The sequence below is a fragment of the Nitrincola alkalilacustris genome, assembly GCF_008973755.1.
GTDB classification, from domain to species: Bacteria; Pseudomonadota; Gammaproteobacteria; order Pseudomonadales; family Balneatricaceae; genus Nitrincola; species Nitrincola alkalilacustris.
Map to the genome: position 1 here is coordinate 145,088 of NZ_WBOM01000004.1, position 20,375 is coordinate 165,462.

16 protein-coding genes are annotated in these 20,375 nt (G+C 53.8%); 1 reads left to right on the plus strand and 15 read right to left on the minus strand.

Annotated features, from left to right (window positions below; all coding sequences use genetic code 11):
• Nucleotides 1–109: 109 nt before the first annotated feature.
• The 3 genes from istB to F7R27_RS18600 form a co-directional block, all read right to left on the minus strand.
• Nucleotides 110–913, minus strand: coding sequence for an IS21-like element helper ATPase IstB (gene istB, locus F7R27_RS08620; RefSeq protein WP_151703842.1), 804 nt, complete (start codon nt 911–913; stop codon nt 110–112).
• Nucleotides 910–2,094, minus strand: coding sequence for an IS21 family transposase (gene istA / locus F7R27_RS08625; RefSeq protein WP_151703843.1), 1,185 nt, complete (start codon nt 2,092–2,094; stop codon nt 910–912). The genes istB and istA overlap by 4 nt, the downstream gene beginning before the upstream one ends.
• Nucleotides 2,095–2,334: 240 nt before the next feature.
• Nucleotides 2,335–2,682, minus strand: coding sequence for a hypothetical protein (locus tag F7R27_RS18600; protein ID WP_168927465.1), 348 nt, complete (start codon nt 2,680–2,682; stop codon nt 2,335–2,337).
• On the opposite strand from F7R27_RS18600, the gene F7R27_RS08630 reads away from it, so the two are divergent.
• A complete protein-coding gene (locus F7R27_RS08630; RefSeq protein ID WP_168927466.1) occupies nt 2,674–3,918 on the plus strand; it encodes an RHS repeat-associated core domain-containing protein in 1,245 nt (414 codons plus the stop codon). The genes F7R27_RS18600 and F7R27_RS08630 overlap by 9 nt on opposite strands.
• Nucleotides 3,919–4,558: 640 nt before the next feature.
• Here the strand turns inward: F7R27_RS08630 and F7R27_RS08635 are convergent.
• The 12 genes from F7R27_RS08635 to murD form a co-directional block, all read right to left on the minus strand.
• Nucleotides 4,559–5,491 carry a Nudix family hydrolase gene (locus F7R27_RS08635; RefSeq protein ID WP_151703845.1) on the minus strand — a complete coding sequence of 311 codons (933 nt, stop codon included), beginning with the start codon at nt 5,489–5,491 and terminating at the stop codon, nt 4,559–4,561.
• A gap of 2 nt (nt 5,492–5,493) precedes the next feature.
• Entirely contained in the window at nt 5,494–6,714 is a 1,221-nt protein-coding gene (argJ, locus tag F7R27_RS08640; protein WP_151703846.1) for a bifunctional glutamate N-acetyltransferase/amino-acid acetyltransferase ArgJ, read from the minus strand.
• 156 nt (nt 6,715–6,870) lie between these two features.
• Entirely contained in the window at nt 6,871–9,618 is a 2,748-nt protein-coding gene (gene secA / locus F7R27_RS08645) for a preprotein translocase subunit SecA (protein ID WP_151703847.1), read from the minus strand.
• A 257-nt stretch (nt 9,619–9,875) separates the two neighbouring features.
• Nucleotides 9,876–10,790, minus strand: a complete 915-nt coding sequence (gene lpxC / locus F7R27_RS08650; RefSeq protein WP_151703848.1) for a UDP-3-O-acyl-N-acetylglucosamine deacetylase — start codon at nt 10,788–10,790, stop codon at nt 9,876–9,878.
• A 94-nt stretch (nt 10,791–10,884) separates the two neighbouring features.
• A complete protein-coding gene (gene ftsZ / locus F7R27_RS08655; RefSeq protein WP_151703849.1) occupies nt 10,885–12,081 on the minus strand; it encodes a cell division protein FtsZ in 1,197 nt (398 codons plus the stop codon).
• Between the two features lie 63 nt (nt 12,082–12,144).
• Complete coding sequence (gene ftsA / locus F7R27_RS08660) at nt 12,145–13,494, minus strand: cell division protein FtsA (RefSeq protein ID WP_151703850.1); 1,350 nt, start codon at nt 13,492–13,494, stop codon at nt 12,145–12,147.
• The gene (locus F7R27_RS08665) at nt 13,484–14,320 is read right to left on the minus strand and encodes a cell division protein FtsQ/DivIB (RefSeq protein WP_151703851.1); all 837 of its coding nucleotides are present in this window, start codon (nt 14,318–14,320) and stop codon (nt 13,484–13,486) included. The genes ftsA and F7R27_RS08665 overlap by 11 nt, the downstream gene beginning before the upstream one ends.
• Nucleotides 14,317–15,285 carry a D-alanine--D-alanine ligase gene (locus tag F7R27_RS08670; RefSeq protein WP_151703852.1) on the minus strand — a complete coding sequence of 323 codons (969 nt, stop codon included), beginning with the start codon at nt 15,283–15,285 and terminating at the stop codon, nt 14,317–14,319. Before F7R27_RS08670 ends, F7R27_RS08665 begins: the two co-directional genes overlap by 4 nt.
• Nucleotides 15,282–16,736 (minus strand): UDP-N-acetylmuramate--L-alanine ligase, encoded by a 1,455-nt coding sequence (murC, locus tag F7R27_RS08675; protein WP_151703853.1) that lies wholly within the window; start codon nt 16,734–16,736, stop codon nt 15,282–15,284. Before murC ends, F7R27_RS08670 begins: the two co-directional genes overlap by 4 nt.
• Entirely contained in the window at nt 16,733–17,812 is a 1,080-nt protein-coding gene (murG, locus tag F7R27_RS08680) for an undecaprenyldiphospho-muramoylpentapeptide beta-N-acetylglucosaminyltransferase (protein ID WP_151703854.1), read from the minus strand. Before murG ends, murC begins: the two co-directional genes overlap by 4 nt.
• Complete coding sequence (gene ftsW, locus F7R27_RS08685; RefSeq protein WP_151703855.1) at nt 17,805–19,025, minus strand: putative lipid II flippase FtsW; 1,221 nt, start codon at nt 19,023–19,025, stop codon at nt 17,805–17,807. Before ftsW ends, murG begins: the two co-directional genes overlap by 8 nt.
• Complete coding sequence (murD, locus tag F7R27_RS08690) at nt 19,019–20,371, minus strand: UDP-N-acetylmuramoyl-L-alanine--D-glutamate ligase (protein WP_151703856.1); 1,353 nt, start codon at nt 20,369–20,371, stop codon at nt 19,019–19,021. The genes ftsW and murD overlap by 7 nt, the downstream gene beginning before the upstream one ends.
• Between the last annotated feature and the right edge of the window lie 4 nt (nt 20,372–20,375).

A 20,375-nucleotide genomic window follows, 5' to 3' on the forward strand; every position in this document is an offset into this window, starting at 1 on the left:
GAATCCACTCCCTACGGCAATGGGCATCTAATGGCCCTGCATCTGGGTAGCCTTGTCAACAACAGCGCAGTTTGACCGCTTTTCATCAGTTTAGATTGTCCGGTTTTCATCAGTCCTCATTGTTCAGTTCTTGATTGTCTGTGTCGTTGGAGTCCTCTTCTTGTTTGGCCGTAGCGGGTATGAGTCCGGCCTTGCGTTTATCCTTCAGCCGGTAGCTCTCGCCCTTGATGTTGAGTGTTGTCGAGTGATGCAACAGCCGATCCAGTATCGCTGTTGCAATCACCTGATCGCCGAACACCTCACCCCAGTCCATAAAGCTTTTATTTGAGGTGAGCAGTGTGCAAGCTCGCTCGTAGCGGCGATTGATGAGCCGGAAGAACAGACTGGCCTCTTCACGGGTCATGGGCAGGTAGCCGATCTCATCAAGGATCAGCACTTTCGGGTAACTCAGTTGTTGCAACTGACGCTCCAGTCGGTTTTCTTGACGGGCTTTGACCAGCGTACTGACCAGTCGATCCAAGGTCATGAACAACACACGGTGACCGGACTCAGCGGCCTTAACACCCAGCGCCACGGCTAGATGGGTTTTGCCTACCCCCGGTGGGCCGAGCAGGATCACGTTTTCATTGCGTTCCACGAACCCAAGCCCTGAGAGCTCTCGCACCAGCTTACGGTCTATGCTGGGCTGGAAGCTGAAGTCGAACTGCTCCAGTGTTTTGATCCAGGGCAGCCTGGCCTGTTTGAGGCGAGTCTCCAGACCTTTCTGGTGACGTCCACCCCATTCCTGAGCCAAGGCTTGCTCCAGGAACTCACGGTAGTTCAGATCCTTCTTGCTGGCATGTTCACAGAGGGTATTCAGAGAGGCTTGCAGATGATCCATTTTAAGCCGATCCAACAGTTGGTCCAGGTTCATCTCAGTATCTCCTCATACACGGCCAGGCTACGGTGCTGCACCGGCATGGCCTCCTGCCATAAGGAGATGTGGTGCTCCTGTGTAATCTGCCAGCCATCACTGCGATCGGTCAGTCGATGATGAGCCATCTCCTGACCCTGGATGTTATACACCGTCAGTTGATCATCGAGGCTGATACGGATGGTCACCTGCTGCCCACAGCACTCTGCAGGCACGCTGTAGCGATTACCCCGCACATCGATGTAGGCATCCCAACTGACCTGGCGGATCTCATGGTAACGGGTGTCGAAGTCCATGACCGGCAGCGGTAACAGATGGGGCCTTTCTAGCTCGAACCGTTGTGCCGGTGTTTGCTGGAACTGCTTGAGGGTGCGCTGCAGCGCACAGGTTCCAAGCCATTGCTCCAATAACTGGTTCAGGTGTGCATAGCTGTCAAAGCTCCGATAGCGCTGGAAGAAGTGATGCTTCACATAGCCGACCATGCGTTCAGTTTTACCCTTGGTTCTGGGTCGCTGCGGGCGACAGGCTTTAGCAATAAACCCATAGTGGTTGGCCAGTTCCAGAAAGCCGGTATTGAAGGTCACCTTGCCATCAGGCTCATGCCGCACGACAGCGGCCTTCTGATTGTCGACCAGCACATAGGTAGGTACACCACCGAAGTAGCGGAAGGCCTGAACCAGAGACTCATAGGTGTGTGCTGCATCCTGCCTGGGGCCTGCCCAGACATGGCCATGGCGGGAGTAGCCCAGCACGTTGACAGCAAAGTTGACGGAACAGATACGACCAGCCACTTCCGTACGGATCTGTCCCCAGTCATGTTGTAATTGCTGACCCGGTCCTGTTTCATAACGGACCGTTTGCTTGCTGGCACGCAGTACTCGTTTGGGTTGGATGTACATACGCAACAGAGACCGGCCACCGCTATACCCTTGCTCCTTGATTTGCTGGAAAATCACTTCAGCATTCCAGACCTGACAGGCCAACTGCTGGTCGATAAACGCTTTGAAGGGATCGAGTTTGTGTGGTTTTCGCACGACAGATTTCCCGGTCGGCGGAGCTGGCAGGGCAAGGCAGCGACGCACGGTGCGCTCTGAGCAACCGATACGATGGGCAATATCCACAATATGTGCCCCTTGTTGGCGAAGTTGTTTTATCATGTGAAAGTCCTCTCGGCTTAGCATGGCGACTCTCCTTTCCGGTTTCGTCACCTTCAAGGAAAGACCCTGCGGGTCGGGAGGACAATCTATTCTGATGATTTACGGACTTTTAGCACTGTTGCTGACAGCCTGGAGATGACACTGGAGCCGGATGCGTTGCACCGTGAGCAACAGCGCCAGATCAAGGCCAAGGCAGACGCTCAGACGAACTCTCTGACACAACCCCTAATACAGCGTGAGCGACGTTACAGCCCGGTGGGGCTGTTAGCGGCACAACGCGATGTCTACCTCGGTGGCCGTCTGCCACTGTCGGATCGCTCCGATCCGATCCAGATCAATCAGTACCAGTACGATACCCGTTACCGCCTGACCGGCATCACCCAGTCTGTGCCGCCACTGGAGTCCGGCCAGCCGCTGATCACGCAACAGACCCAGGCGTATCAGTACGACCCCAGTGGGCGTTTGACCGGCAGTTCGCTGTACAGCCCTCACTACCCGACCCGGAGCACCGAACAGCACTACACCTTGGATAAGGAAGGCAACCGCGTCGGCTCCGGCGCCCATGCCGACCCCACCGCCTGTCACAGCAACCGCCTTGAGCAGTTGGGTCATACACAGTTCCGCTACGACGATGCCGGCAACCTGATTGAACGCCGCGCACCTCAGGATCTGCAAACTCTGCAGTATGATGGCCTGCACCGCCTCTCCTGCGTCAAGCGCCAGCGCCCTGGCTATCCGACCACGGAGACCTATTACATCTACGATGCCCTGTCGCGCCGTATCTGCAAGCAAATCATCCCCGAGCGCAGCCAAAGCCACAGCATCCGCTACGGCTGGGACGGTGATCAGCTGGTGCATGAAGATACTGGCGATCAACGCACCACCGTGTTCTACGAGCCTGGCAGTTTTGTCCCGCTGTTCCGCGTGGATGAAACCAAACGCCCCGAAGAGTTTGATGAACACTGGATGCTCAGAGAGCCACAGGAGAGCGCATCCGAACCGGGATACGACACCCACCACTACAGCGCCTTTGTCACTGACCACCTTGGCACCCCGTTGAAACTGCTCGGCTCCGACGGACACCTGCTCTGGACCGCAAAACCGGATGACTGGTGTGCGGTCCGCGACGAAAAAGCCGTCCCGGACCTGAAACAACCGATCCGCTTCCAGGGGCAATGGCTGGATGAAGAGACCGGGCTCTATTACAACCGGTATCGGTATTATGATCCGAGGCAAGGCAGATATATCACTCAGGACCCCATTGGTTTAGCGGGTGGAATGAAGAGTTATGCGTATGTGAGGAATCCTACGGGGTGGGTGGGTCCGTTAGGGTTGAGTGATAAAGCAAACTGGCCTTCTATACAAGTTGAAAGTGTTGCTACTGATCCAGACCCTATTGTTAGAGTTTTGAAAACCTTGATAGCTTATGGTCGTATGGCTGGAGGAGGCCTTCAGGTGGCCGCTGGAAAAGGAATGTGTGCATCCGGAATACTATGTTCTATAGGAGCTCCTCTAGCTACACAAGGAGCAGGTAACATTGGTGCTGGTGTTAGTGATTATTTAGAAATTTTAGGATATAAGACCGACTTAAATGCTACAAAGCATGCATATGATCTAATATCAGAAGGTAATGGAGAAAAAATATTTTCGTGTGCCGATCTTGCTACCGGTGCAGCAGGCCTTGCCGCTGGTTTTAGACAGGTTCCTGTTGTTATAGACAAAGGGTTGACCATTACTCAATATACAAAGGTTTTCGCATACAAAGTCGAAGGCACCCCACTTCCTGCGATTGGTCTTGATCTTATTGGAACCGTTGAATCTGGCAAAGGATGTTTTGGAAATGATTAGCTCATTTTGGTTATTCCTATTAGTACTTTTATCATCTGCCAATATAATTTTATTACTTGTGATGAAATTTATAATAAAACGCCTACCAAGTAATTTTTACTTAGGCATTTGCCATAGCTTATCTTGTTTACAAATTTTAATTTTCGGCATTTATGCATACTCTCATATCGGCCTTGAGAGAAACTATTTATTCGAATTCATGTATATGTTATTTACAATGACAGGGCATTACGCAACTTTAAAATCAAAAACATCAGATCAGACTATCATTAAAATGGTTAAAAAAAGATAACCGCATAAAACTGACCTTTAAAAAAATTTTAGGTCATATAGAAATACAAATTGATATGCGTTGCTAAAATGGGCCATACCTGAATCCATGACTTCGGTTTCAATAAAAACGCTCAAATCAGACCCTGCAATAGCAAGGATTCCAGCGTCAAAATAGACATCACTATCTATTCACCCAAACAGTGGAATAGCGGTAGCTTTCAAGCAAGGCTGTAGGTTCTATTGGAGCTATTTTAGATTCCCGCATGCAAGAGCGAGCTCTCTTCTTCAATTCGCCCACTGCCAAAGGAGTCGGACCAACACCGAAGAGACCACTGCTCGACTGTAACAGAGCTTCATCACTTGAGGCTCACCACCAGGATGAGATACCGGCAACGCCCTGAGCGCCTGAGTTCCAGGCCTGTTCCAGACAGGTTTCATCCATCCCGCCCAGAGCATAGACCGGCAGCGTGACACCCTCTACCCACTCCTTGAACAGATCCCAGCCCAGATTAGGTTGATCCGGATGAGAGTTCGTCGGCATGACGGGCGACAGAGTAACGAAGTCTACCCCTTTGCGCTGCGCCATCTCCAGCTCTTGTGGGTTATGGCAGGAGGCACTGAGCAGACTTCCAGTAAAGGCTTTACGATCGGTAAGCTCGCGCAGACGGTCAGCAGTAAGGTGCAGGGCATCAGCCTGAAGATCATTCGCCACATCGATAGAGCCGTTCAGCACCAGTCTGGCATTGTGATCATCACAGATCTGATTCAGTTCATGCCACAGAGGCTTGAGCTGATCCAATCCAAGATCATGAGCCCGCAGCATAACCAGCCTGACGCCCTTCAGCAGCGCAGCCTCTACACGTGCAGGATATTCATCGAGCCCGGATTCACCGGTAATCAGCATGCACTCGGGTAGGCGCAAGGCCGTGATGATCGGCGTGTTGGCTGCGGGGAAGGCATACTCGTCCAACTCGGCTTCATCCACCCAGCAGATCGGTTGCCCTTCTTTGCCATGCGCCTCACCACTGAAGCCATCCACACGCCAGACATCCAGCTTGACGCTTTTATCCGGGTAACGGTGCAGTATCTGGATCAGCGGGCGGGCCTGGGTCACGTCGATACCCAACTCCTCATGCAACTCCCGCTGCAAGGCATCGAGCGGCGCTTCACCGACCTCCACCTTGCCACCTGGAAACTCCCAGAGGCCGCCCTGATGCTTATTCTCGGGGCGACGGGCTATCAGAATCTGACCTGCTGCATCGACAATGACCGCCGCCACAACATGAATCACTTCGCTCATACTCAGCTGCGATACTCGGCATTGATTTTGACATAGTCGTGCGATAGATCTGTTGTCCAGATACTTTCTGCCGCATCACCACGATGCAGCACGACACGGATAAGAATGTTTTCACGATTCATCACTGCCTGACCCGCCTCTTCGGTATAGCTGGCAGCACGTGCACCGTTATCGACTATGCTGACATCATCCAGCCAGATCTGCACTTCATCCACATCCAGATCCTGCACACCGGCTCGGCCGACACACGCCAGTATGCGCCCCCAGTTGGGATCGCTGGCGAACAGTGCGGTCTTGACCAGTGGGGAGTGTGCGATGGTATAGGCTACCTTCAGCGCCTCATCCGTGTTGCCAGCACGCTCGACACGCACTTCGACAAATTTGGTCGCGCCTTCACCATCCTTGACGATCGCTTGCGCCAGTTCCAGCATCACCTTATTCAGGGCGGCCTTGAATTTATCAGCCAGCAGAGGATCAAGATTATTCACCTCAACCCCGCTTGCACCCGTAGCCACCAGCATGCACGCATCATTGGTCGAGGTGTCGCCATCCACCGTAATGCGGTTAAAGGACTTGTCGGTGGCATCGCTGAGCAGCAACTGCAGGTAGTTGGTATCGATTCTGGCATCTGTTGCAACGAAGCCCAGCATGGTTGCCATATTCGGCATGATCATGCCTGAACCCTTGGCAATACCGGTCAGAGTAATCGTCTGACCATGATGTTCGATCTGTACACTGGAGCCCTTGGCGCGAGTATCTGTGGTCATGATGCCAACAGCGGCATCCTCCCAGCCTGACTCAGACAACTGCTCACATGCTGCATCCAGACCCGCCAGAATCTTGTTCACGGGCAGTGGCTCACCGATCACACCGGTGGAAAAGGGCAGCACTGCCTCATGATCCGTCTGGCACAAGTCAGCCAGCGCCTGGCAGCAAGCCAGTGCGTCACGCATTCCCGCCTCACCGGTACCGGCGTTGGCATTGCCGGTATTGATCAGCAGGTAGCGGCAGGCTATTCCGCTACCCAGATGACGCTTGGCGATATGAACGGGGGCTGCACAGAACTGGTTAAGCGTAAAAACACCCGCAACACTCGCGCCGACGGGGATCTCCATCACGACCAGATCCTTGCGGCCCGGTTTTTTGATGCCGGCTGATGCGGTCCCGAGCCTAAAGCCTTTAATCGGATGTAATACTGATATTGTTTCCGGACCCACAGCCATTCTCACAGCCCTCATCAAAATTAGTCATCTGCACCAGGCTGTTTTACCCAGCGGTTTTGCCTGTTTATACAGCAGGAGAGCAGCGATTGCTGCTCTCCTGGATTCATTTTTCATATCGCGCTTTTTACTATTGCGCTTTGTTGTCACGTCAGTCGATCAAAGCTTGCCGTGACACTGTTTGTATTTCTTGCCGGAGCCGCAAGGACAGGGATCATTACGCCCCACCTTGGGCATATCGCGCACGTAAGGGTCCTGTTTATCAGCCTGCTCTTGATCTGCACCAGCCTCTGAATCCGATTCACCCTTCATGGCACTCGCCTGAGAGTGTTCAAAATTCATCTGCTGGCGCTCTGCCTGTTCGCGGCGCTGACGCTCGATGGCATCAACATCTTCCTGCTCACGTACCTTGACATGGCTGATGATGCGAACCACATCACGCTTGATATTATCGAGCAGTGTCTGGAAGAGTTCAAACGCCTCACGTTTGTACTCCTGCTTCGGGTTCTTCTGCGCATAACCACGCAGATGTATCCCCTGACGCAGCAGCTCCATGGTCTGCAGATGCTCTTTCCAGGCCGTATCCAGTACCTGCAGCATCACCTGCTTCTCGAACATGCGCATGGTAGGCGCGCCCACCAGGTTTTCCTTCTCGGTATAAATTCTGGCTATCTCTTCACGAATCTTTTCGCGCAGAGGCTCCTCATGCAGATGATCATCTTCATCCAGCCACTGCTGAACAGGGAGCTGCACAGAGAAATCTGCTTCAAGCGCTTTTTCCAGGGCCGCGATCTCCCAGGTTTCCGCCAGACTCTGAGGTGCGATGAAATCACTGATCAGGTTATCCACCACCTCATCACGAATACTGTAAATCGTTTCGGATATATCATCACTTGCCATGACATCGTTACGCTGTGCATAGATCACCGAACGCTGATCATTGGCAACATCATCATATTCAAGCAGATTCTTACGGATATCAAAGTTGCGGCCTTCAACCTTGCGCTGCGCTTTCTCTATCGCGTTGCTGACCATCTTGTGTTCGATCGCTTCGCCCTTCTCCATACCCAACGCCTGCATGAACTGGCGTACGCGATCAGAGGCGAAAATACGCATCAGATCATCTTCCATGGACAGGAAGAAACGTGATGAACCCGGGTCACCCTGGCGGCCCGCACGACCACGCAACTGATTATCTATACGACGTGATTCGTGGCGCTCGGTACCGAGAATATGCAAGCCACCCGCTTCGATGACCATATCATGGCGCTGTTTCCAGTCAGCCTTGACCGCTTCAATCTGCTCGGGTGTCGGATTATCCAGTGCCTGAAGCTCGGCCTCCAGATTGCCGCCCAGCTTGATATCGGTACCACGACCAGCCATGTTGGTAGCAATGGTCGTCGCACCAGGACGACCGGCATCAGCAATGATGGTAGCTTCGCGGCCATGGTTCTTGGCGTTCAGTACATTGTGCTTGATCTTCTCCTTGGTCAGCATGCTGGAGAGCAGCTCCGAGGATTCAACCGATGCCGTACCGACCAGAACAGGCTTGTTCAGTCGCTGTGATTCACGGATCTCTTTCACGATCGACAGGTACTTCTCTTCCATCGTCAGGAAGATGACATCGTTATGGTCAACACGCTGAATCGGTTTGTTGGTAGGAATAACCACCACATCCAGACCATAGATCTGATGCAGTTCGAAGGCTTCGGTGTCCGCGGTACCGGTCATACCGGACAGTTTTTCGTACAGCCTGAAATAGTTCTGGAAGGTGGTCGAGGCGAGCGTCTGGCTCTCCTGTTGAATTCTGACACCCTCTTTGGCTTCCACCGCCTGATGCAGACCTTCGGACCAGCGACGGCCCGGCATGATACGACCGGTATGCTCGTCTACTATGACTATCTGGTTATCCTGGACGATATAGTCCTTGTCGCGATGGAACAGATAATGAGCGCGAAGTCCCGCCAGTACGTGGTGCAGCAGGTTGAGGTTATGCGGGGCATACAGACTCTCGCCCTCTTTCAGCAAGCCTTCCTTGATCAGCAGATCCTCCACCAACTGATGCCCGGATTCGGTCAGCTCAATGGTGCGGTTCTTTTCATCAACGGCGAAATGCTCGTCAATGATCTGAGTTTCATCCTTGATGTCGATTTCGCCGTGATACTGCTGCAGTGTCGGAATAAGCAGATTGATCTGCCTATACAGCGCAGAACTGTCTTCCGATGGGCCGGAGATGATCAGTGGTGTTCTGGCTTCGTCAATCAGAATGGAGTCGACTTCGTCGACAACGGCAAAATTGAAGCCACGCTGCACCTTATCCTGCAGGCTGAACGCCATATTGTCGCGCAGGTAGTCGAAGCCGAACTCGTTGTTGGTGCCATAGGTAATATCGGCAGCATAGGCTTCGCGCTTGGATACTGAATCCTGACCCGATACGATCACGCCGACACTGAGCCCCAAGCCTTCATAAAGGGGACGCATCCACTCGGCATCACGGCTGGCAAGATAATCGTTGACGGTCACAACATGAACGCCCTTGCCCGTCAGTGCGTTCAGATACACGGCCAGAGTCGCCACCAGGGTTTTACCCTCCCCGGTTTTCATCTCTGCGACTTTACCTTCATGCAGGGTAATACCACCAATCATCTGTACATCGAAGTGGCGCATCTGCATGACGCGCTTGGATACTTCACGAACAGTGGCAAAGGCTTCCGGCAACAGTTTGTTGAGACTTTCGCCAGATGCAAAGCGGTCACGATATGCCTGTGTCAGCGCCTTAAGCTCATCATCACTGAGTTTTTCAAGTTCAGGCTCAAGCGCATTGACCTCCTTGACAATACGCATCATCCGTTTGAGTTCGCGCTCGTTCTTGCTTCCGAAAATCTTTTTTAGCAGTGATGTCAGCATAATCAGACTTTTTAACCGTTTCAGAAATTATCAGGGACCGTGCCGGGCAGACCAGCGCAACATTCTACACATATTGGGGCAGTTAGTTGATATTTAAACTGTAAAACCTTAGACGTATATCAACTTTATTTTCTACACAGCAGGCAGGGATCAGGCGATCCGGCCAGATGCGCTGTTCTAAAGCGCGCTATTGTAACGAAAAAGCCGGGAAAACCCGGCCTTTCTTTACCAAAACTCACGCTCGTCTTCGAGGGCTGTTACAGCGCAGCTAGCGGACGCTGATAGGCGATAGGAACATGCTGCACCACTTCATCATAGGTCACAGCTTCCCAGGCCCCCTCCGTTGCCAGCAGCTTTCTCAGCAACAGGTTATTCAGATGATGACCAGACTTGTAACCGTAAAACTCACCGATCAGACTTTTGCCCAACAGGTAAAGATCACCGACGGCATCAAGAATCTTGTGTTTGACGAATTCGTTGTCATAACGCAGGCCATCTTCGTTCAGGATGCGGAAATCATCCACCACAATAGCATTATCAAAACTGCCGCCCAAGGCCAGGTTCTGTGAACGCAGGAACTCGATATCACGCATGAAACCAAAGGTACGGGCGCGACTGACCTCCTTCACGAAGGAACTGGTCGAGAAGTCCAAAGAGGCTTCAAGATTGCGATCAGAGAACGCAGGGTGGTCGAACTCGATACGAAAACCCACCTTGAAACCATCAAACGGACGGAAGCAGGCGGTCTTGCCATCAACCTCGACCGAGACCTCTTTCTTGATGCGGATAAACTGCTTCGGCGCATCCTGCTCGGCAATACCAGCAGACTGAATCAGGAAAACAAAGGGCGCAGCACTGCCATCCATGATAGGAACTTCTTCGGCACTGAGCTCGACGATCGCATTGTCGATACCCAGACCAGCCATCGCAGACATCAGATGTTCAACTGTTGCTACTCTGACACCATTTTCGGTCAGATTGGTAGACAGCGTTGTATCCGTTACGCTCAGCGCATCCGCCCTGACCTCGGCCACCGGATCCAGATCCGTGCGACGGAAGACGATACCATGATCCGCCGGTGCCGGCTTCAGAGTCAGATAGACTTTATGCCCTGTGTGCAGACCGATACCAGTCGCCTTGATACTGTTTTTAAGTGTACGCTGCCTGATCATCGAGCCCTGCCAGTCCAATCTACCTGATTTTCAATCGCGAATGATAACAGAAGAGTCCCTTCTGTCCAATCACGAACTTGACCTCTCGGTCGGATCAATCCGCCTGCTTCCGCAGAAAAGTCGGAATATCCAGCGCACCATAGTCATTACCAGACGCCGTTTTACGGACTTCTCCAGACTGACGCTCTTTAGGGTCCGGACGATCCAGCAGTGCTTCCTGCTTCTGGCGTCGCAGAATCGCCGGCAGCTCTATCTGATCGAAGCTTGCAGGTGTTTCTGTCGCTTTCGGTTCAACCTTGGGATTATGGCTGACCATGCGCACTTCAGGCTCTTTCTGTCGATCCAGCCCGGTAGCAACAACAGTCACTTTCAGCTCATCACCCAGTTGCGGATCAATGACGGTACCCACAACAATCGTGGCATCATCAGCCGCACACTCTTCGATGATACTGCCTACCTCGTTGAACTCACCCAGGCTCAAATCTTCACCGGCAGCAATATTCACCAGAATACCGCGTGCACCCTTGAGATCGATATCCTCCAGCAAGGGACTGCGAATCGCCGCCTCTGCTGCTTCCTGCGCACGGTTATCGCCTCTGGCAATGCCGGTACCCATCATCGCCATACCCATTTCGGACATAACGGTACGCACATCGGCAAAGTCGACGTTGATCATACCCGGACGGGTAATCAGGTCGGCAATCCCCTGCACCGCACCCTTGAGGACATCATTAGCCGCGTTGAAGGCATTAATCAGGCTGCAGTTCTTACCCAGCACCTGCATCAGCTTTTCATTCGGAATGATGATCAGGGAGTCCACATGCTCACGCAGCTCGCGTATCCCCTTCTCGGCGATATCCATGCGCTTGCGACCTTCAAAACGGAAGGGGCGCGTCACGATAGCTACCGTCAGGATACCCATCTCCTTGGCAATTTCAGCCACGACAGGCGCTGCTCCAGTGCCAGTACCACCACCCATGCCAGCCGTGATGAACACCATATCCGCTCCGCGCATGGTCTCGGCAATACGGTCACGATCTTCAAGCGCGGCCTGGCGACCGATATCGGGATTGGCGCCTGCACCCAGCCCCTTAGTCATATGACCACCTATGTGAAGCACGATGCGTGTCGACATTCTGTCGAGAGCCTGGGCATCAGTGTTAGCACAGATGAAATCAACCCCACCCAGGTCGAAATTCACCATATGCTCCACGGCGTTTCCACCGCCACCACCAACACCAACCACTTTTATCACAGCGTTCTGCGGTACATTATCAATTAATTCAAACATCTCACCCCTCCCCAGTATCGCCTGTGACTACAATCCGGCAGTACTGAATTTTGTAACTGGTTATTAAAAATTGCCCTTGAACCACGCCTTCACCCTCGCCAGCAGCTCACCTGGCCGCAGTCGTGATGATGACCTTTCCTGTTTATTCCTGTCCTGCCCCTGATTTATCTGGATCCTTGTTTCCTGCACCTTTTTATCTGGCGTTTTTCTGTCTGTTGTGTTTCGTTCTGAAGCCCTTGCCTGAGCAACTGGCTTGAAACCTCTTCTGGCGTGTTGGAGCAGACCGATCCCCGTCGCATAGATCGGGTTCTGCAGCATTGACTCCATCCCTCTGACCCCCTGAGGAACTGCAAGACGCACCGGCATATGAAATATTTCCTCTGCCAGCTCCACTGCGCCTTCCATTTTTGAAGTGCCGCCGGTCAAAACAATACCCGCTGCCACCATATCCTCATACCCTGAACGCCTGAGCTCTGCCTGAATCAACGCAAAGAGCTCTTCGTAACGCGGCTCAACCACTTCGGCAAGAGCCTGGCGGGACAGATCACGCGCCGGCCGATCACCGACACTCGGCACCTTGATCATCTCATTGGCGCTGGCCAGTTGGGTCAGTGCACAGGCATACTTGACCTTGATTTTTTCAGCATGCTGGGTCGGAGTTCGCAAGGCCATCGCAATATCGTTAGTCACCTGATCACCGGCAATCGGTATCACTGCCGTATGCCGAATCGACCCCGCAGTAAACACGGCAATATCCGTGGTACCGCCGCCGATATCCACCAGGCAGACTCCCAGATCACGTTCATCCTCGGTCAGCACCGAGTAGCTTGATGCCAACTGCTCCAATACGATCGCATCGACCTCAAGCCCACAGCGCCGAATACATTTCTCAATATTCTGTATCGCATTGCTGGCGCCGGTGACCAAGTGCACTTTGGCCTCAAGACGGACACCCGACATCCCCAGAGGTTCCTTGATACCCTCTTGATTATCAATCAGATACTCTTGTGGAAGAATGTGAATAATGCGCTGATCGGCTGGAATCGCAACCGCCCGTGCAGCATCTATCACTCGCTCAAGATCCTGATCCGATACTTCGCGATCCTTCACGGCAACTATGCCATGCGAGTTCATACCACTGATATGACTTCCTGCAATCCCCACAGTCACAGAGTGTATTTTGCTGCCGGACATCAGTTCGGCTTCTTCAACTGCGCGTTGAATCGACGTCACGGTCGACTCTATATTCACAACCACACCGCGTTTCATGCCACGTGAAGGATGCGAACCAACACCGACTATCTCTATGCTGCCATCAGCACATATTTCACCGACCAGGCACAGCACTTTGGTGGTGCCGATATCCAGCGCCACTATCATGTTACTGTCAAACGCCGCCTGCTTAACCTGCATTGTCGGGCTTCTCCTCGGCGCGCCACTGAACTGCAACGCCATTGGTGTATCGAATGTCAATCTGTTCAATCTGCTCAACCTTAAGGTGAAGCTCTGCTTCATAAATTTTGATGAAGCGCCGGAGCCTCGGCATCATCTGTTCACGCCCGGCGACCACGCGTATGCCATTATCCAGTTCAAGGTTCCATGCCCCCCTTCCTTCAAGGGACAGGCCCGTCAACTGAACGCCGGTGCCGGCAAATACGCGGCTCAGGTCATGGTATTGCTGCATCACTCTGCGCGTTTCATGTGATGGACCATTCAATCTTGGTAACTGCTCGTACTCTGGCTTGAGTTCGGGCCAGAATATATCTCCCTGATGATTAAGCAGCCCTTTATCACCCCAGCGCGCCACAGCCACCTCTTCAGTCACGATCACTTCCAGAGCCGGTGGCCAGTGACGTTTGAGAATCGCATTGTGTACCCAGGGGTCCGCCAGCACCTGCTCACGCAGACGCTGCAGATCCAGTGACAACAACGGCTGGGCCAGACTCTGGCCAAGCTGCTGAGCCAGATGGGTTCTGTCCAGATGTTCCACCCGGCCGCTCACCTTTATCTGCGCCACCGGCTGATCCAGCCAGGCAACAAAATCGCGGGCCAAAGTGCTGCTGATACCGACAAATACCATCAGCAGTGTCAACAGCGTCAGCGGACGCCATATACGATCAATCTCACCCTGACCGGAAACTGATGCCGGCGCTGCCTGTGCAACACGACTGGCACCCTTTATCGGCTCCGGCGCAGTTGCCTGCGCCGGCTGTTTCAGCCAGGGCAGGTGAAGGTTCATACTGTAACGCCCTCCTGCAGGGGCAGAGAGGTGCGCAGAATCTCAACCACCAGCTGTTCAAAACTCATACCGGCCCGCCCTGCTGCCATAGGCACAAGGCTGTGATCAGTCATACCCGGCAGTGTATTCACCTCCAGTAACTGAAACTGACCGGCCCGAGTCATCATTACATCAACCCGCCCCCAGCCACTGCATCCGACCATACGGAAAGCATTCAGAGCCAGTTGCCCCAGAGCCGTTACCTGTTCATCAGAAAGGCCTGTATCAAACAGGTAGCGTGTATCCTCAGCTTCATATTTGGCATTGAAGTCATAAAACCCATGCGGCGTTTCCAGCCTGATCGCAGGCAGTGGACGATCATGCAGTATCGCTACGGTAAACTCCGGCCCATCGACCCACTGCTCGGCGATCACACAATGGTCATATCGAACCGCTTCGTCATAAGCGGCTGAAAGTTCATTCAGTGAAGCCACTCGGCTCATCCCGATACTCGACCCCTCATGAACCGGCTTCACCATCAAGGGGTAGCCGAGCTGCTGGCCCACCTGCGCAAGATCAGTCTGCTGATCCAGCAGCGCAAATCCAGGCGTCGGCAGACCCGCGCCTATCCAGAGCTGCTTGCAGCGAAGCTTGTCCATCCCCAGCGCAGAAGCACTGACATTACTGCCGGTATAGGGCTTTTGCATCATCTCCAGCAGCCCCTGCAGCGTACCATCCTCACCGCCACGACCATGCAGTATCAGAAAGGCACGATCAAAATGCTCTGCCTGAAGCTGTTTCACCGGATCTTGTCCGTCTGCATAAAGATCTATCGCAAAGGCATCAACACCTGCACTCAAGAGTCCTTTCAATACCTGAGCGCCACTGCGCAGCGAAACACTGCGCTCCGCCGAGTTGCCACCCATAATGACAGCCACACGTCCAAATTCGGCAGATTCATTCGCTGATATCCTGTAGGTGCTCATGCAGGCCCCTTATCACTGTTTGCTAGTAGGTTCTCCTGACGCAACCGATGGGCCAGAGCCGTAATATCTCCGGCCCCCTGAGTCAGCAGCAGATCACCGGGACGCAATACGCTGCGCAGTACTTCGACCACTTCCGTCGCATCCTCAACAAATACCGGTTCCACGCCTCGCTGACGGATGCTGCGGCACAGACTGCGCGTATCCGCGCCGGGGATAGGCGCTTCTCCTGCCGGATACACCTCCATCAGCAGCAACAGATCAACATCGGTCAACACCTGGACGAAATCGTCATAGAGATCGCGTGTACGACTGTAGCGGTGCGGCTGATAGATCATCACCAGGCGACGATCCGGCCAGCCATCCCTGACAGCCTGAATTACAGCCTTAACCTCTCTTGGATGATGTCCATAATCATCCACCAGCGTTACCTCGCCGCCGTCTACCGGCAACTCACCCAGCACCTGGAAACGACGACCCACACCACCGAACTTCTCCAGCGAACGGCAGATGGCGTCGTCATCGATACCCTCATCAGTCGCTACGGCAATGGTAGCCAGAGCATTCAGAACGTTGTGCCGACCCGGCATGTTGAGTGTCACCTCCAGATCACGGTATCCGGCTGGACGTATCACTCTGAAACGTGTCAGCATCGCCTTCTGGCTGATATCGACAGCCCTGAAATCCGCCTCTTCAGCGAACCCATAGGTCAGCACAGGGCGGCTTACCTGTGGCAGCAACTCTGCAACGACAGGGTCATCAATACACAGCACCGCCAGTCCGTAGAAAGGCAGGTTATGCAGAAAGCTGATAAAGGTCTGCTTAAGCTTGTTGAAGTCACCCTCATAGGTGTCCATATGATCGGCATCAATATTAGTCACTATCGCGACCATCGGTTGCAGATGCAGGAAGGAGGCATCACTTTCATCAGCTTCAGCAACGAGGTAACGACTGTCACCCAGCTGTGCATTGGTGCCGGCACTGTTGAGGCGCCCACCGATAACAAAAGTTGGATCAAGCCCCGCCTCCGCCATCATCGAAGCCAGCAGACTGGTCGTGGTGGTCTTGCCATGCGTTCCGGCAACGGCAATACCATGGCGATAGCGCATCAGCTCAGCCAGCATCTCAGCTCTGCGCACAACCGGTATGCGCTGCTCGCGTGCGGCGATCAGTTCAGGGTTGCTCTCATCAACAGCTGTTGAGATCACCACAACATCAGATGTTGCAATATTGCCGGCATCATGCCCGATATACAGAGTTGCCCCAAGTGCTTTGAGTCGCTCGGTGGTCGCCGATGGACGAATGTCCGAACCACTGATCATATATCCCTGATTCAATAATACTTCTGCTATGCCACACATACCGACACCGCCAATGCCAACAAAGTGGATCTGACGGATACGGCGCATTTCAGGCACCTCATATACTTTGGCACTGCGATTGATTGGTTTCATGACATCGCCTCCATACAGGCTCTGGCCAACCGCGTACTGGCATCCGGCCGTCCGAGGCTTCGAGCCTTGATCGCCATCTGCAGCAACAGTTCACGCTGCCCCAGCTCTTCAAGTTGTTGTGCCAGTTTCTCGGCGGTGAGCTCGGATTGCTGAATCATACGTGCAGCCCCTGCATCTACCAGAAAACCTGCGTTTATGGTTTGATGGTCGTCAACCGCATGCGGAAAGGGCACAAACAAAGCCGCAACGCCGGCAATCGCGACTTCGCTGACCGTCAGCGCTCCCGAACGGCAGATCACCAGATCTGCCCAGCCCCAGGCCTCATCCATCCGTTCAATAAATGGCACCACCTCGGCATCCACGCCAGCTGCCTTATAGGCATTCAGAGTGCTTTCAAGATGATTATGCCCCGTCTGATGCCAGACCTTCGGACGTTTCGCTTCCGGCATTAACGCCAGTGCCTGCGGCAGTAGTTGGTTCAGTGCCTGTGCACCAAGACTGCCACCGACAACCAGCAGGCGTAACGGTCCCTGACGATCTTTCATGCGCTGTTCTGGTGTCGACAGACGCAAAATCGGGCCACGTACCGGATTACCTATGCAGTCCGCCTCCGGAAGATTCTTGAATGCACCGGGAAAAGCCTGAAGTACTCGTGAAGCAAAGCGCGACAGGGCACGATTAGTCATGCCCGCAATAGCATTCTGTTCATGAATCAGTACAGGTACGCCCTGCAGCCAGGCAGCCAGCCCGCCAGGGCCGGAGGCAAATCCACCCATACCCAGTACCGCATCAGGTTTGAGCTTTTTCAACACGCGGCGAGCCTGCAACAGTGCCTTACACAGACGAAAAGGTGCCAGCAACAGGCTGATCCGCCCTTTTCCACGCAAGCCTGTCACTTCTATTCTGTTCAGGGTGATGCCGGCAGCTGGTATCACTCTGGCCTCAATACCCTTGGCGGTTCCCAGCCACTCGACATGAACCCCCTGTTTTTTCAGCTCTTCGGCAGTGGCAAGAGCCGGGAAGACGTGTCCGCCAGTACCACCTGCCATCACCAGCAGTGTTTTTGGCTTATCCATGACGCGCTCCCCGTGGCACTGTGCCTCTGCCTTTTTCCTGTTTACTGTATTGCAACTTATTCAACTCATAGTCGACTCTTAAAATAAGGGTAATCATCGCGGCTGATACCAGCAGGCTACTGCCGCCATAGCTGAACAGTGGCAGAGTAAGACCTTTGGTCGGCAGCGCACCAACATTGACACCGATATTAATCAGCGCTTGCCCCGCAAAAATAAATCCAAATCCGTAGCAGGTGTATGCCATGAAGAACTGATGCAGTTTCTCGGCACGACGACCAATCAGAAATATGCGACAAACCAGCAATATGTAGAGCGCAATAATAACCAGCGCACCGACAAGCCCGAACTCCTCAGACAGCACCGAATAGATGAAGTCGGTGTGTGCTTCCGGCAGATAAAACAGTTTCTGAACGCTGTTACCCAGCCCTGTACCGAACCATTCACCTCGTCCGAATGCGATCTGCGCCTGAGACAGCTGATAACCTGCTCCAAAGGGGTCTGCCCAGGGGTCCTGAAACGATGTCAGACGCTGAAGTCGGTAGGGCTGGAAGATAGCCATCACATAGGCCAGTAACCCTGCACCCACCACAACAATCAGAAACTGACCAAAGCGCATGCCGCCCAGAAAGATCATCCCCATCACGGCACCCATCAGTATTACCGTGGCACCAAAATCCGGTTCCAGAATCAGAAGCGCAACATAGAAGGCCAGGGGAATGATCGGCTTTACAACGCCCCACCAGCCACTGCGCACCTCAGACAGGCGGCGCACCAGGTAGCCGCTCATGAACAGGACCATGCACATCTTGGCTACTTCGGAGGCCTGCAGATTGAAAAAACCCAGTCCTATCCAGCGCCTGCTGCCATTCACTTCACGACCGATGCCAGGCACCAGCACCAGCACCAGCAGCACAAAACCCAGTACCAACAGTGCTGCACCATGACGATGCCAGACCCAGACCGGCACCATCGCAACAAACGCCACAACGAACAGGGACAATCCGATAAAGATACTCTGGCGCATGATGAAAAAGGTCGGTGAACCAAAGTCCCTGGCCGCCACATCCATGGATGCCGATGCAATCATCACAAAACTGGTCAGCACCAGTGCAATCGCACAGAGTGCTAGACTGGCATCAAAGGGCATTCTGCCGGGTGCCAGATCCAGCGCAGCAGGCCATTGCAGCTGTGGGAGCAGAGGTCGATTCAACATAACGCCTCCACCTGTTGCATGAACTGATCGCCACGGTCGCCATAGCCGCTGAACATATCAAAGCTCGCACAGGCCGGTGACAGCAATACGATATCGCCCGGCTGAGCCGCCGCCGCTGCCGCTTCAACCGCCTCCTGCAAGGTAGCGGCGCTGATTTTAGGCAGGCTGGTAATATCCTGATCCAGCAGGGGGGCATCCTCTCCGATCAGCACCAGCGCCCTGCCATATTGGCCCAATACAGGACTCAGCTCTGTAAAACTCTGCTCCTTGCCGACGCCACCGGCAATCAGCACGATTCTGGATTCGCCCTGCAGCGTTTCACCCAGCCCTTTGATCGCGGCCAGAGTCGCCCCAACATTGGTACCCTTTGAATCATTGACATAGATAACACCCTGCTTCTGTGCCACCCATTGGCAACGATGCCGCAGACCAGTGAAGGACTTTACTGCCTGCAGCATCGCTGGCATCGGTATGGAAACGGCATCACCCAGTGCCAGCGCGGCCAGAACATTGGCCAGATTATGCTGTCCCGGGATTTTTACCTCAGATGCCGGCATCAGCGGCTCCAGCCCTTTGTGCAGCCAGAGTACGCCATCGGTCATGACCAGTCCGAACTGCATCAGATCAGGGCGAGACAGGCCGAAACTGCTCAGCTTGACCCCCTGGGACAGCAGCGGGGCTGTCAGTGGATCATCGCGATTGATCACCGCATGCAGACAACCACGATAGATACGATGCTTCGCCTGATAGTACTCTGTCAGCCCAGCGTAGCGATCCAGGTGGTCGGGGCTGATATTCAATACGGTGGCAGCTGCAGCACGCAGCTCATTCAGAGTTTCGAGCTGAAAGCTCGACAGCTCAAGCACATACAGATCCGCCTCACCCTCAGCCAGTAGATCCAGTGCCGGAGTACCGATATTACCACCCACGCCAACCTTCATGCCGGCCGCTCTGGCCATCTCACCAACCAGTGTGGTCACTGTACTCTTGGCATTGGAGCCTGTAATCGCCACAATCGGCGCGTTCGCCTCACGACAGAAGAGATCTATATCACCCGCCAGCCTGGCTCCTGCCGCCACTGCCTCCTGAATTGCAGCCGCTGATTTGGCAACACCCGGGCTGAGAAGCAGTTCATCAGCCTGTCGCAGCAGGCTTGCATCCAATTCACCGCAACGCAGTTCAATATCGGGAAACTCAGCCCTGAACTGTGCAGCAAGTGGTGGTTCATCACGCGTGTCCACAACGGCAAAGGGCCAGCCCTTGCCAGCCAGATAGCGTGCACAGGAGAGCCCGGTCTGTCCCAGACCGATAATGATGCGGAAAGTATCTGTCGCAATCAGGCTCACGCGT